Below are 13,789 nucleotides of genomic sequence, written 5' to 3'. Positions count from 1 at the left end.
CTACTCCGTATTGAATCGACTATGACCAAAAAGAAAGCCAACAAGTCTTCCGATGTGCAGCTCCCCGACGCGCAGAGCGTGGTGGACCTGGAGCGCTACGTACCGGCCTACCTGACCTGGATCGCCAACAAACTCTCGCGCGGGGCCTCGCAGCACTACCTGGAAATTTTCGACGTGGGCATCGAGACCTGGCGCTGCCTGGTGCTGCTGGCCATCGAGGGTTCCATATCGGCCCAGCAGGTGTCCAAGGTGATCGGCATGGACAAGGGCTCGGTGAGCCGCTGCTTCAAAGGCATGCAGGAGCGCGGGCTGATCACCACCGAGCTGGACAAGACCGATGGCCGCCTGCGCATCGCCGTGCTCACACCCGAGGGCCGCGCGCTGCACGGCCAGATCATGGGCATGGCGCTGGAGCGCGAGCGCGCCTTCCTGTCCGTGCTGGACCAGGGTGAAGTGGACCTGCTGCTGAGCATGCTGCGCCGCCTGCACGAGAACCTGCCCGCGGTGGATGCCGCCACGCAGGACTATGCGAAGAAGCACTTTCCCAAGCCAGCCAGCCAGCACAAGGCCGGCGACTCAGACAACCCGGCGACCACGCCACCCCCACCATGAACGCAATGCAAGTCATCGTCCGCAGCCGGCGCGCAGAAGCCGAAGGCATCTGCAGCTTCGAGCTGGTGCACCCCGAGGGGCAGGCCCTGCCGGCCTTCACGGCCGGCGCCCATATCGACGTGCACGTGGCTCCTGGCCTCGTGCGCCAGTATTCGCTGTGCAACCACCCGGCCACCGTTGACCACTACCGCATTGCCGTGCTGCGCGAAGCGGCTTCGCGCGGCGGGTCGGCGGGCATGCACGAGCAGGTGCAGGTGGGCCAGGCGCTCACCATCAGCGCGCCGCGCAACCATTTCGGGTTGGCGCCTGGCGCGCGCCGCAGCCTGCTGCTGGCCGGCGGCATCGGCATCACCCCCCTCTGGGCCATGGCGCAGGCGCTGCACAGTGCGGGCGAGAGCTTCGATTTGCATTATTGCGGCCGGGCCGCTGCCCGCATGGCCTTTGTGCATGACATGGCGCAGGCCCCGTTCGCCGCCCAGGTGCAGGTGCATGCCGACGATGGCCCCGAGGCCCAGCGCTTTGATGCGGATGCAGTGCTGGCCCACCCCGAGGCCGGCACCCATCTCTACGTGTGTGGCCCCGCCGGCTTCATGAACCATGTGCTCGATACCGCCCGCCGCCATGGCTGGCCCGAGGCGCAGCTGCACCGCGAGTTCTTTGCCGGCACCGCCACCGTGCTCGCATCGGACGGCAGCTTCGGCGTGCGCCTGGCCAACTCCGGCCAGACATTCCAGATCCCTGCAGGCAAGAGCGTGATCGAGGTGCTCACGGCCGAGGGCATCGATGTGCCGTACTCCTGCGAATCCGGTGTGTGCGGTACCTGCCTGACCCGTGTGCTCGAAGGCGTGCCCGAGCACCGCGACACCTTTCTGACCGAGGCCGAGCGCGCCGCCAACGACCAGTTCACGCCGTGCTGCTCCAGGGCGCTCACGCCGCTGCTGGTGCTGGAACTCTGAGCACCACCACCCACCATCCCTGACGACAAGAGGAGACATCCCATGAACACCCCCACCACCAGCATCCCCTTGAGCGAGATCAAGACGAAGGCATCCACCAGCGCCGCAGCCACGGACCCCGGCCGCTTTCCGCTGGACCAGTGGTATGTGGCCGGCTTCTCGTCCGAGCTCGTGGACAAGCCCATCGCGCGCACCTTCCTGGGCCAGAAGGTGGTACTGTTTCGCACCGGGGCCGGGCAGGTGGCCGCGCTGGAAGACCGCTGCTGCCACCGCTCTCTGCCCCTGTCGTGCGGCACCGTGGAGGGCACCGGCGTGCGCTGCGGCTACCACGGCATGCTGTACGCGCCCAGCGGCCAGTGCATCGAGATCCCGGGCCAGGAGCGCATTCCGTCCAAGGCCAGGGTCCGGGCCTACCACGTGGTCGAGAAGAACCAGATCGTCTGGATCTGGATGCCCCGAGCCGAAGGCACCGAGCCCGCGAAGGCCCCCCCGGACTACCCCTACCACGACGACCCGCGCTATAAATTCGGCAGTGGCAACTACCACTACCAGGCGCCCTGGCAGCTCATCCACGACAACCTGCTGGACCTGAGCCACCTGGGCTATGTGCACCTCAAGACCATTGGCGGCAACGCGCGCCTGCACATGAATGCCGAGATGAAGGTCACTTCCGAAGGCGACGGCGTCAAGGTCGTGCGCCTCATGCCTGGCTCCACCCCGCCGCCCACCTACAAGGCCGCCTGGCCCTTTGGTGAGCAGTGCGACCGCTGGCAGGAGATCGAGTTCGACGTGAGCCACCTGCGCATCTGGACCGGTGCCGTGGAGCCCGGCACCGACGCCATCGACGACCCCGGGCGTGGCGGCTTTCACATGCGCGGCTTTCACGGCATCACCCCCGAGACCGACGACACCTGCCACTACTTCTGGAGCATGTCGAGCACCAAGCACCCCGACATGCCCGACAACATCGAGGCCGTGATCGAGCAGACCGCCTTCACCTTCGACGAAGACCGCGCGATCATCGAGGCCCAGTACCGCAACATGCTGCAGTTCGGCGAGCGTGCCACCTGGACCGACATCCACGTGGACGTGGGCGGCAACCGGGCGCGGCGCATCGTGGCCAAGCTGCTGGAGCAGCAACGGGGTGGGGCAGCCTGAGCGAGGGCGGCGCACCTGTGGCGTGTGCTGGCTAAGAGCGGCTAACAAAACTCAGCGAAGCGGTTCTGGCTAGGCGCTGCGTCGCAGGCAGTACGAGCAGTACGACAAGACGCAGCAACGACGCCAGAAGAGTTTTGTTAGCCGCTCTAAGATGGCGGCCCATCCCAGTCACCGCCGAGCCTGATGCCATTGCACATCGAACAAGCCAGCGCCTCAGATCTGCAGGCCGTCATCTCCACCCTGCAGGAGGTTGCGCAGTGGCTGCAGAACGCCGGCCGGCCCCTGTGGTCTCCCACCGAATTCGGCCCTGAGCGCGTGTCGCGCGAGGTCAGCGCTGGCGCCTACTGGCTTGCCCGGCCCGATAGGAGCCGCTCCGAGGCGGCGGGCGTGATGCGCCTGGACCTGGAAGACCCCCACTGCTGGCCCGAGATCGCGCCCGGCACCTCGGTCTATCTGCACAAGCTTGCGGTGCGCCGGGCCTGGGCGGGGCAGGGCGTGTCCACCGCACTGCTCGACTTTGCGCGCGAGCGGGCGCGGGCATTGCAGCTTTCGCATCTGCGGCTGGACTGCGTGGCGGACCGCAAGGCGTTGCGCACGATCTATGAGCGCTTCGGGTTCGTGCTGCACAGCGAGGTGCCCAAGGGTAACTGGGCGTTGGCGCGGTATGAGCTGGCGGTGGCTTCCTGACAGGATTCGGGTGCGCAGCCGGGGCCCTACGCCGTTCCCCAATCCCCCAGCACCATCCCATTCCACTCCCGCAACGTCTTCTGCTTCTCGTCATCCGCCAGCGCATTCGCCTCCTGCTGGCGCTTGAGTTCCTTGAGCAGGGGCAGCAGGTCCGTCTGCTTCGATTGCTGGCGGGCCGGATCGGCCGTGTTCTCGGTGATCCGGTTGTTTTCCACCTTGAGCGACTGCAGCGATTGCGACGCGGTCTGGGTGACCAGGGCGCGCACCGGTTCGTCCTTCTCATAGGCCAGCTCCACCTGGGTGCTGCTGCTGTCTTCCACCTTCTTGTAGTAGTAGTTCTGCGTGGCGGAATCGGAGGTCAGCTTGAGCTTGGCCGAAGGTCCGTCGAGCGATTGGTGGAAGGACGCCAGCAGCCTGGCGGTCTGGGTCTGGGTGACGGCGCGGTTGCCGGGCGAGGTGCCTGAGACCGGGGTGGACTGGTTGAGCGTGTACTCGAAGCTGTCCACCTCCTTGAGGCGGCGCGGGTTCGAAGCGCGGCGGGTGGCAGTGATCGAGGCGTTGAAGTCCGCCAGGCCTGTGAGCAGGCTCTGGTCCTCTTCGCTGAAGGCTCCTGCATCGCGGTTCAAGTCCACGGACTGGGCTGGCCCGAGGCCGGTGCTGGCGCGGCTGCCTGCGGCCGACCCGTAGCTGCCGTTCATGGCCGTGAAGGTGGACTTGAACAGGTCCACCAGTTCCGCGTCTGCATTGCCGCGCTGGGCGGCCTTGTCGATGCGGCCCAGGTATTGCTGCACGGCATAGGCCTTCTGGTCCACCGTGCCCCACAGCGCGCTCTGGCGCAGGTCGGTCTTCATGGCCACCGTGCCCTGGGGGGTCTTGATCTCGATCTCGCGGTTGCTGGCGTCGGCCGTGTAGCGGACGCCCAGCTTCTGGATGCGCGAGCCGTTGTCGTCCACGCCATAGAGGCTGGTCTTGAACTCGACCTTGCCCAGCAACTGGGTGTCAAACTTCGACAGGCCTTCCAGGTCCAGCGTCGGCGGCTCGCCCACCAGGCCCTCTATGGCCTGGTCGAAGCCCTTGGCCAGTGACTGCAGCGCCTGCTTCTCCTGTGGCGTGAGATCGCCCTCGACATCGATCTGCACCGCGATGCCCGAACCCGTGCCGATCGGCTCGCGCTGGTCGGCAATCGAGATGCGCACCGTTGCGCCCGACTGGGTCTTGATGGTCAGCTCGGCACTGGCGCTGGGCCGGGACTGGATGGCCCACAGCGCATCGGTGGCCTTGCCCTGGATCTTGCCCGGCGAGTAGGTTGCGCCCACATTCACGATGGTCTGCCGGTAGCTGGCGCCCGTGCTGGCCACCTGCTCCAGCAGGGCCGAGCCCAGCCCGGCAAACCGGGCCTTCTCTGTGGTGGCACTGGCGTTGCGGCCGATGATCTGGTCCACAGCCGTGGTGGGTGCCTGCTCCCACACCTGCATCTGCCCATTGCGGGTCTGCAGGTTCGCCAGTGCCTCGTAGGTCACGTCCACTGCTTCGAGGGACGCGGGGTACTGCGTAACGTGGAGAAAGCGGGTGTCGCCGGTGGCCGATGGTGCAATCGCCGGTGGGACCGATGCAGTGAATCTCGTGGCCGTGGCGACCGCTGCGCCCCCTCCACTGGAGGCTGTTGCAGGGACCGTGCTCGATGCGGTGGAGGCTTTGATGCTGGCACTCTGTGTGCCCAGGGCTGTTGCCGGAGAGGAAAGACTGACTGCACTCATTTTCTGGTTCTTGGTTTGTTGATGCGGTTCCGGTTGTTATCGTCAGGGCTTGAGAAAACTGAAGGTCCTGGCCTGTGCGAAGCTCTGCACCTTTGAAAAAATGAGGAGTGATGGCAAGCCATGGATCTGAAATTCAGCCACGTCGATGTTCTGGTCAGCAACCTGGAGGAGGCCTGCGCCTACTACGCCCGTGTCTTCAGCGCCCGGGTCTCCAGGACCCAGGTGTGGGAGCGCGGTGGCCTGCATGTGCGCTATGCGGTGGTGATGTTTGGCACCGAGCGCTTCATGCTCGTGCAGCCCATCGCTGGCAACCTGAAGGCGCTGATGGACTCCCAGGGCGAGGGCACGATCTACCGCCACTGCTACTCCACCCCTGACATCGGGGCGGCCTACGATGAGCTGGTGGCCGCCGGTGTGCAGCCGCAAGACGAGAATGGCAAACCCCTGGCGCGTGGCGATCTGCAATCACCCAGCGGCGCGCGCATCCTGTGGCTGCCCAAGCGCTTTGGCCATTTTTCGATCGAACTGCTGGAAGAAAAAGAGCTTCAGCGCTTCATCGAGGATGCGTTTGCGGGCGTTGCGTGAACCCGATGGGACTCAAGGCCTGGCAATGAAGGCCTGTTTGCCATGCCGGTCAAAGCCCGCGGATTCATAAAACCGCAGCGTTGCCTCGTCCTTGCGCCCGGTCATCAGCATCACCTTGTAGCAGCCCTGCGCCCATGCGAAGGACAGGGCATCGTGCAGCACCGCTTTGGCGTACCCGTGTCCGCGGTGATCGGCATGGGTCACGACGTTCTCAATCAGCCCATAGGGCCTGCCGCCGCGCGTGAGGTTGGGCACGATGGTGATGGTGCAACTGGAGATCAACTGGCCGTCAAGATAGGCGCCCAGGTACCGGTAGCGGTTGCTGCCCAGCAATTCCTTCCAGATCTCATCCAGTGCGCCGCCGTCGGGCCGTGGCTCGTCGTCGGCATGCAGATGGGCATAGAGTGCCAGCAACTGCGCGAGCTCGGATCGTTCGATGGGGCGGATCTCCATGCCGCATTCTGCATGCAGGGTTCAACTCACCCGCCGCCCGCCAAACCACTCCCCCAGAAAATCCGCCAGCGCCCGTGTCTTGGCCGACAGGTCGCTCTTGGTCGGGTACACCAGCGTCACGTCCGCAGCGGGCAGGGCCCAGCCCGGCAGCACCAGCCGCAGGCGGCCTGAGGCGAGGTAGGGCGCCACGTCCCAGTGGGAGCGCATGAGCACGCCATGCCCGTCCAGCGCCCAGGTGGTGGCCGCTGCGCCGTCGTTGGTGCTGAGCATGCCGCGCACCTTCACGGTCTCTTGCCTGTCGCCCTGGTGCAGGTGCCAGGTGCCATAGGTTTCGTCGCTCTCGCGGATCACGATGCAGTGGTGCGCCAGCAGGTCGGCCGGCTGCGTGGGCTCGCCCGCCTGGGCCAGGTAGGCGGGCGATGCGCACAGCACGCGCTGGTTGACCATCAGGCGCCGGGCCGTGAGGCGCGAGTCGGGCAGGTCGCCAAAGCGCACGGCGGCGTCGAAGCCTTGCTCCACCAGGTTCACGGGCCGGTCGGTCAGGTGCAGTTGCACCTCCACCTCGGGGTAGGCGCGGGCAAAGGCCGACAGGGCAGGGGCGATGTGCACGCGGCCAAAGCCCAGCGTGGCGGCCAGCTTGATGAGGCCGCGCGGTGAGCTGCGGGCGCCGGCCACCGTGCGCTCCAGCGCCTCCAGGTCGCCGAGGATGCGGGCGCCGTCCAGCAGGTAGGTCTCGCCCTCGGGCGTGAGGTGGATGCGCCGCGTGGTGCGGTGCAGCAGGCGCACGCCCAGCCGGTGCTCCAGCTGGGCCAGGCGCCGGCTGACCGCAGGCGGGGTGATGCCCATCTGCTGCGCAGCCGCAGCCAGGCTGCCTTCCTTCATGAGCAGGGCAAAGAAGCGCAGGTCCGAAAAGCCATCCATGGGTGCTTGATTCGTGCTTTGAATTTATGAATGAAGTAATTTTGACGGTATTTATGGCTTTGCACATCACTCATAAGATCCAACCCACAACAAATAACCACCTGCAGGAGACAAACCCATGACCGATTCCGTTATCCCGTTCACATCCCGCCGAATGGCTGCCGCTGCAGTCGCTGCAGCCACGCTGGCCCTGTTGGTGCCATCCGCCGCCATGGCGCAGCCAGCCGGCTACCCCAACAAGGCCATCAAGCTCGTGGTGCCCTATGCCCCGGGCGGCAGTGCCGACATCGCCGCCCGCCTGGTCACGGACGAGTGGAGCAAGGCCTTGGGCGGCTCGCTGTTCATCGAGAACAAGGGCGGCGCCGGCGGCAACATCGGCGTGGACATGGTGGCCAAGGCCGCACCGGACGGCTACACCATCGGCCTGCAGACCGTGTCGTTGGCCATCAACCCCAGCCTCACCGCGAAGATGCCGTATGACACGCTGAAGGACCTGGCACCCATCGGCATGGTGGCCAGCTCGCAGCATGTGCTGGTGGTCAACAATGCGCTGCCGGCGAAGAACATCAAGGAGCTGGTGGCGCTGCTCAAGGCCAGGCCGGGCCAATACTCCTACGGCTCTGCAGGGGCAGGCAGCACCTTCCACATGTCGGCCGAGCTGTTCAAGGCCGTGGCGGGCACGCCCATCGTGCACATCCCCTACCGCGGCGGCGGCCCGGCCATGATCGACACCATGTCGGGCCAGGTGGCGCTGAGCTTCCCCGTGCTGTCGGCCGCGCAGCCGCATGTGCAGGCGGGCAAGCTCAGGGCCCTGGGCGTCACCGGTACCAAGCGCTCGGCGCTGATGCCCGATGTGCCCACCATTGCCGAGGCGGGCCTGCCCGGCTACGCTTTCGAAACCTGGTTCATCGTGTTCGCGCCAGCGGGCACACCCAAGCCCGTCATCGACAAGCTCAACGCCACCTTGAACCAGGCGCTCAACACCCCCGCGCTCAAGGAGCGCATGGCCAAGGACGGCTTCGACCCCATCCCATCGACGCCCGAGCAGGCCCGCGCACGGCTCGAAAAGGAAATGCCGCAGTGGGCCAAGCTGATCAAGGAGCGCGGCATCACCGCAGAGTAAGCAATGGTGCGGGCTGACCCGCGCCCCAACACCAACCACCCCCCATGACCTCGACCCCGCTTTTCCCCGGCTTCACCCCCTACCGCGTGCCCACGCCCGACGGCCAGCACATCCACGTGCTGGTGGGTGGCAGCGGCCCACCGTTGCTCTTGCTGCACGGGCACCCCCAGACCTCGGCCATCTGGCACAAGGTGGCGCCGGTGATGGCGCAGCACTTTACGCTGGTGCTGGCGGACCTGCGCGGGTACGGAGATTCAGCGAAGCCGGAAGGCGACGCGGAACACCAGAGCTACAGCAAGCGCACCATGGCCGCCGACATGCTGGCCGTGATGCAGCACCTGGGCCACCCGCGCTTCACCGTGCTGGCCCACGACCGCGGCGCGCGCGTGGCGCACCGCCTGGCGGCAGACCACCCGGCGGCCGTGCAGCGCATGGTGCTGCTGGACATTGCCCCCACGCTGGCCATGTACGAGCAGGCCAACAACGCCTTTGCCCGCGCCTACTGGCACTGGTTCTTTTTGATCCAGCCCGCGCCGCTGCCCGAGCGCCTGATCGAGGCCGACCCCGCTGCCTATGCGCGCGACGTGATGGGCCGGCGCAGCGCGGGCCTGGCCCCGTTCGACCCACGGGCCCTGGCCGAGTACGTGCGCTGCCTGGCACTTCCCGGCACGGCCCATGGCATCTGCGAAGACTACCGCGCCGCCGCCGGCATCGACCTAGTGCACGACCGGGCCGACCGCGACGCGGGCCGCCAGTTGGCAATGCCTCTGTTGGCCCTGTGGGGCGAGCAGGGCGTGGTGCACCAGTGTTTCAAGCCCCTGGCCGAATGGCAGCGCGTAGCGACCGACGTGCGCGGCCATGCGCTGCCCTGCGGGCACTACATCGCCGAGGAGGCGCCCGATGCGCTGCTCGACGCGGCGTTGCCCTTCCTGCTGGCCGGCCAATAAAAACGATATCTCCCCCCGATGACCATGACCATCCCCACAACGCTCTACCAGAAGCTGGTGGCATCGCACACCGTGGCCGTTCTGGACGAACAGAACGTGCTGCTCTTCTGCGACCTGCACCTGATGAACGAATACACCAGCCCCCAGGCCTTCGCCGGCCTGCACGAGGCCGGGCGCGGCGTGCCCGTGCCGGGGCAGAACGTGGCGGTGGTGAGCCACATCATCCCCACGCACCCGGTGCGCTGGCGCACCATCCAGGACCCGCCTTCGGCCCTGCAGGCCAGGAACCTCAAGGCCAACTGCGACCGCCACGGCATCCCGCTGTTCGACACCAACGACCCGCTGCAGGGCATCGAGCATGTGATCGCGCCCGAGCACGGCATGGTGCGCCCGGGCATGGTCATCATCTGCGGCGACAGCCACACCACCACCTACGGCGCGCTGGGTGCTTTGGGCTTCGGCATCGGCACGTCGGAGGTGGAGCATGTGCTGGCCACCCAGACCCTGGTCTACCGACTGGCCAAGGACATGCGCATCCGCGTGGATGGGGTGTTGCCCACGGGCACCACCGCCAAGGACCTGACCCTCATGGTCATCAGCCGCATCGGCGCGCAGGGCGCGCGCGGCTATGTGGTGGAGTTCTGCGGCAGCGCCATCAGTGCGCTGTCGGTGGAGGCGCGCTTCACCCTGTGCAACATGGCGGTGGAGGCGGGCGCGCGCGGCGCTCTGATCGCCCCCGACGCCACGGCCATCGCCTACGTGCTGGCCAAGGCCCCCGACATCACGGGCGACGTACGCACCCAGGCGCTGGCCCACTGGGCCACGCTGCACAGCGATGCAGGTGCCGTGTTCGACGTCGAGCATGTGTTCGACGCCAGCGCCGTGGCGCCCTTCGTCACCTGGGGCACCAGCCCCGACCAGGCCATGGCCATCAACGCCACCGTGCCCCGGCCCGAGGACATCGCCGACGCCGTGCAGCGCAGCAGCGCCGAGCAGGCCCTGCGCTACACCGCCCTGACGGGGGGGCAGCCGCTGGCGGGCGTGCCGGTGCAGCATGTGTTCATCGGCTCGTGTACCAATGCGCGCATCGAAGACCTGCGCGAGGTGGACCGCATCGTCGGCAGCCGCCATGTGGCCAACGGCGTGCGCGCCATGGTCGTGCCCGGTTCGGGCGCCGTGAAGGCCCAGGCCGAGGCCGAGGGCATTGCCGCGCGCTTGGTGGCCGCCGGCTTCGAATGGCGCCAGCCCGGCTGCTCCATGTGCCTGGCGATGAACGACGACGTGCTGGCCCCCGGCCAGCGCTGCGCATCCACCACCAACCGCAATTTCGAGGGCCGGCAGGGCCGGGGCGCCATCACCCACCTGATGAGCCCGGCCATGGCCGCCGCCGCAGCCATCACCGGCTGCATCACCGATGTACGCACACTGGAGACCACCGCATGACCGCCGACAACAACGCCACCGTGCGCGGCCAGGCCGCCTTGCTCGACATCGCCAACCTCGATACCGACCAGATCATGCCCAAGCAGTTCCTGCGCGGCATCGACAAGGCGGGCCTGGCGCCCGGCCTGCTGTACGACCTGCGCTTTGATGGCGCGGGCCAGCCGCGGCCCGACTTCGTGCTCAACCAGCCGGCCTTTGCCGGCACCGACGTGCTGCTGGCCGGCAGCAACTACGGCTGCGGCTCCAGCCGCGAGCATGCCGTGTGGGGCATGCAGCAGTACGGCTTCAAGGCCGTGGTGGCATCGAGCTTTGGCGAGATCTTCTACTCCAACGCCATGAACAACCGCCTGCTGCTGGCCATGGTGAGCGAGCCTGATGCCCAGGCTTTCATGCAGGAGGCCTGCACCACCACAGGACCGCTGGCCCTGGAGATCGACGTGGAGCAGCGCCGGGTGCGCACGGTGGGCCATAGCGCACCGTTCACCATCTCCGAGCGGCACCGGCGCATGTTTCTCGACGGGCTGGACGTGATCGGTGCATCGCTGACCTACCAGGACCAGATCAACGCCTTTGCCGCGCAGCACTGGGCGGCGCAGCCCTGGGTGAAGGATGTGGCGCGGTTGACGCGGGACCGGCTGTGGGCGTGAGCGCACAGCGCAAACTCTGCCGGCAACCGTGAGATTGTGCCGGTTGCGGCCGCCGTAGCAGGGCAGGGGATGGGTTGACCTCTATAGTGGGGTGACACATTGCCCCAAGCCGTACCCATGCAATCCTTTTCCCTTACGCGCAGCGACTATGTCGATCTGCAAAAACGCATCCTGGCCAATGCCAAGGCCCAACTGCGGCGTGGTGCTGGCAGCAGTGATCAGCGCAGTGAAAAAGCCGCAGACGGGTCGGGACGATGGTGGTTGCCCCTGGTGCTGTGGGGTGCCTCCGTCGTGCCGCTGGTGTTCGTGTTCCGCTGGCTGGAGTCGTTGCCTGACATGGGCAGCCATCTGGCGGTGGGGGCTGTGGGCATCGTGGTCGGTGCATTGGCCTTCTGGGCGCTGGTCGGCAGCGGCACCCGTTCGCTCCAGAATGCCATGTTCGAGGACGACGGCTATTGCCTTGCGCCCCAGTCCCTCGACATACGGGCCGACTGCATTGAGCAGCGATCGGATGCGGCCCACAGCCTTTGGCAGTGGGCCGGCTTCAAACGCCGGCAGGAGAGCGATACGCTCGTGTTCCTGTTCGTGGACAACGCCGTGTGCTTGCCCGTGCCCAAGTCCATCCTCACGCCCGAAACCTATGCGCTCATCGAGCAGCGCGTGCCGCTTCAGGGGGACTGAAGATTTTTCACCCCTGGGCCGGCTTGCACGGGGGGGCCGTAGGGTCAGATCCCGAACACTTTGAGTACGGAATCCGCCAGGCCCTCCAGCCACCGCGCCGGGCCGCCCTGGTGCTTGCGCGGGTGGGGCAGTTCCTCGTACACATAGAAGCCGCGTTCGCCGCTGAAGGAGTCGTTGAGCAAAGCCTGCTTGCCACGCAGGTAGGCGATGAAGGTCTCGCACCGGCGCGTGGAATAGCCCAGGTTGGCATTGAAGCCGATGGTCGCCGCCTGGCTGATGGCGCGACCCGCATCGGCCGGTTCCACCCGCACGCCCCGGCAGCCCTGAACGATCAGCTGCGCGGGGCCATGGAACGCCAGGTAGCGCAACTGCAGCGTGAGCCAGGCATGCAGGCTGCCAAGCCGCCAATGCGAGGTGATGCGCACCGGCATGCCGCGCTGCTGCAGCACGCCCACCAGGTTGTGCGGCTGCATCACCAGGGCCGCGCCTGCGGGCAGCAGCAGCACGCCAATTTCACTGTGGGCGTCCTGCGTGGCCGACACCACGTAGGTGGCGGGCGCGGGGGTGCGGATGCGGGTGAGCGCCACCATGCCCGACGCCAGGCTGGTCAGCGGGTAATGTGGGTTCAGCAGCCAGCAGGTATCGCTGTGGCCTGCGGTGGATGCGCTCTGCAGAAAGTCAGGGTGCACCAGCAGCTCGTGGCCGGCGTCCACCACCACCTCGCGCGACACCGCTGCGTGGCCTGATTCCAGCGCCAGCTCGCCCAGGCTGTCTAGCAGCAAGCGCACGGGAGGGCGCCGCGCGGCCAACGGCGCGAGCACGAAGTAGAACAGCGCCTTGATGGCCAGTGGCGTGAGCATGGCACCCAGCAGTATCAGCAGCGCCGTTGGCATGATCTCCAGCAGCGGGGCCGACAGCCTGCCAAACCAGTTGCCGGCACGCAGCTCCTGCAGCGCCGCCTGCCGTTCGCGCAGTGGTGCAAGCAAAGTGTCGATCTCGCTGCGGTTCGGCGCGAACGCCTGCAGGGCTGGCAGCGGCTGTATCTCCTGCACCAGCGCCAGCTGGCGCTGGTAGTCGCCGTCGGCGCGGCGGTTGTCTGCCAGCAACTGGTCCTGCAGCGCCCTCAATTGCCCGCACTGGCGGTATTCGGCCGATCCAATGCCCAGCCGGCATGCCACGGGATGGCTCTGCTCCAGCGCTTCCCGCTCCCTTTTTGCGGCCTGCCACTGCGTGTACACACCCTGGTGGATGAGGCGCAGCCGCTCCAGCTCTGCCCGGCGCGACTGCGCCGACTGGGTGGCCTGCAAGCGCAGCCGCAGTTCCTGCAGGTACTTGCGCTCCGCGTCGAGCAGGTAGATCTCGGCATCCAGCCGCATGCCGGCCAGCTGGTGCTCCAGGATGGGCTGGCCTTTGAGCAGGGGTCCGAGCTCGCTGGCCTTCTGCCGTTCGAGCTGCTTGCGCCGGGTCTCCTGGTCCACCGCGTCGATGCGCTCGCCCAGGGCGCTCAGCGATGCGGACGATAGCCTGGCCACGCGCTCCTGGCTGGCGGTGGCAAGGGCGCCTACATCGCGCGCGATGCGCTGGTCTGCCCCCGCCAGTTGCCCTATCTCGGCCCGCGATGACTGGTATGCCTGCCACTCGGCCCAACCCCATCGGCCCAGCAGCAGCACCGCGCAGATCAGCACGAACGACAGCAGGTGGCGCAGCAGGAACCGGGCGATCATTGCAGCAAGAGTGGTCAAGAGCGGGGCCTTTCGTCGTGGTGAAAGCGATGTATCCCAACGCCTCTACAGGCGTGGGTTGCCAGAGTACCCGCCGG

The 13,789-nt window shown here is 67.0% G+C and carries 14 protein-coding genes; 10 read left to right on the top strand and 4 right to left on the bottom strand.

The features are described 5' to 3' along the window. The first annotated feature begins 21 nt into the window (after positions 1-21). The 4 genes from ACSQ3Y_RS20860 to ACSQ3Y_RS20845 all read left to right on the top strand — a co-directional run bounded on the left by ACSQ3Y_RS20860 (position 22) and on the right by ACSQ3Y_RS20845 (position 3,413). On the top strand, positions 22-612 hold the full coding sequence (locus tag ACSQ3Y_RS20860) for a MarR family winged helix-turn-helix transcriptional regulator (protein WP_436178736.1): 591 nt from the start codon (positions 22-24) through the stop codon (positions 610-612). Next, positions 609-1,568: a PDR/VanB family oxidoreductase gene (locus tag ACSQ3Y_RS20855; protein ID WP_436178735.1), complete on the top strand. Its 960-nt coding sequence runs from the start codon at positions 609-611 to the stop codon at positions 1,566-1,568. The genes ACSQ3Y_RS20860 and ACSQ3Y_RS20855 overlap by 4 nt, the downstream gene beginning before the upstream one ends. A 42-nt stretch (positions 1,569-1,610) precedes the next feature. Then, positions 1,611-2,726, top strand: coding sequence for a Rieske 2Fe-2S domain-containing protein (locus ACSQ3Y_RS20850; RefSeq protein WP_436178734.1), 1,116 nt, complete (start codon positions 1,611-1,613; stop codon positions 2,724-2,726). A 183-nt stretch (positions 2,727-2,909) separates the two neighbouring features. Then, positions 2,910-3,413: a GNAT family N-acetyltransferase gene (locus tag ACSQ3Y_RS20845; protein WP_436178733.1), complete on the top strand. Its 504-nt coding sequence runs from the start codon at positions 2,910-2,912 to the stop codon at positions 3,411-3,413. A 26-nt stretch (positions 3,414-3,439) separates the two neighbouring features. On the opposite strand, the gene ACSQ3Y_RS20840 is transcribed toward ACSQ3Y_RS20845, so the two are convergent. Further along, positions 3,440-5,170 carry a hypothetical protein gene (locus ACSQ3Y_RS20840; protein ID WP_436178732.1) on the bottom strand — a complete coding sequence of 577 codons (1,731 nt, stop codon included), beginning with the start codon at positions 5,168-5,170 and terminating at the stop codon, positions 3,440-3,442. 120 nt (positions 5,171-5,290) lie between these two features. Here ACSQ3Y_RS20840 and ACSQ3Y_RS20835 point away from each other — a divergent pair, with 120 nt between their 5' ends. Next, a complete protein-coding gene (locus tag ACSQ3Y_RS20835) occupies positions 5,291-5,755 on the top strand; it encodes a VOC family protein (protein ID WP_436178731.1) in 465 nt (154 codons plus the stop codon). 12 nt (positions 5,756-5,767) lie between these two features. Here ACSQ3Y_RS20835 and ACSQ3Y_RS20830 read toward each other — a convergent pair whose 3' ends face one another. Next, positions 5,768-6,208 carry a GNAT family N-acetyltransferase gene (locus ACSQ3Y_RS20830; protein ID WP_436178730.1) on the bottom strand — a complete coding sequence of 147 codons (441 nt, stop codon included), beginning with the start codon at positions 6,206-6,208 and terminating at the stop codon, positions 5,768-5,770. A 21-nt stretch (positions 6,209-6,229) separates the two neighbouring features. Next, positions 6,230-7,129, bottom strand: coding sequence for a LysR family transcriptional regulator (locus ACSQ3Y_RS20825; RefSeq protein ID WP_436178729.1), 900 nt, complete (start codon positions 7,127-7,129; stop codon positions 6,230-6,232). Positions 7,130-7,247: 118 nt separating this feature from the next. On the opposite strand from ACSQ3Y_RS20825, the gene ACSQ3Y_RS20820 reads away from it, so the two are divergent. From ACSQ3Y_RS20820 to ACSQ3Y_RS20800, 5 genes are all read left to right on the top strand, one after another. After that, on the top strand, positions 7,248-8,252 hold the full coding sequence (locus ACSQ3Y_RS20820) for a tripartite tricarboxylate transporter substrate binding protein (protein WP_436178728.1): 1,005 nt from the start codon (positions 7,248-7,250) through the stop codon (positions 8,250-8,252). 44 nt (positions 8,253-8,296) lie between these two features. Beyond that, positions 8,297-9,199, top strand: coding sequence for an alpha/beta fold hydrolase (locus ACSQ3Y_RS20815; protein WP_436178727.1), 903 nt, complete (start codon positions 8,297-8,299; stop codon positions 9,197-9,199). A 24-nt stretch (positions 9,200-9,223) separates the two neighbouring features. After that, positions 9,224-10,642: a 3-isopropylmalate dehydratase large subunit gene (gene leuC / locus ACSQ3Y_RS20810; protein WP_436178726.1), complete on the top strand. Its 1,419-nt coding sequence runs from the start codon at positions 9,224-9,226 to the stop codon at positions 10,640-10,642. Continuing rightward, positions 10,639-11,289: a 3-isopropylmalate dehydratase small subunit gene (gene leuD / locus ACSQ3Y_RS20805; protein ID WP_436178725.1), complete on the top strand. Its 651-nt coding sequence runs from the start codon at positions 10,639-10,641 to the stop codon at positions 11,287-11,289. Before leuC ends, leuD begins: the two co-directional genes overlap by 4 nt. 117 nt (positions 11,290-11,406) lie before the next feature. Beyond that, entirely contained in the window at positions 11,407-11,970 is a 564-nt protein-coding gene (locus tag ACSQ3Y_RS20800) for a YcxB family protein (RefSeq protein WP_436178724.1), read from the top strand. Between the two features lie 44 nt (positions 11,971-12,014). Here the strand turns inward: ACSQ3Y_RS20800 and ACSQ3Y_RS20795 are convergent, their stop codons facing one another. Next, the gene (locus ACSQ3Y_RS20795) at positions 12,015-13,694 is read right to left on the bottom strand and encodes a hypothetical protein (protein WP_436178723.1); all 1,680 of its coding nucleotides are present in this window, start codon (positions 13,692-13,694) and stop codon (positions 12,015-12,017) included. Positions 13,695-13,789 lie beyond the last annotated feature (95 nt).

Origin of the sequence: Acidovorax sp. LjRoot66, assembly GCF_964253305.1 — a bacterium.
In the GTDB taxonomy this organism is placed as follows: domain Bacteria; phylum Pseudomonadota; class Gammaproteobacteria; order Burkholderiales; family Burkholderiaceae_C; genus Acidovorax.
This window is presented reverse-complemented; position numbering and strand designations above follow the sequence as displayed.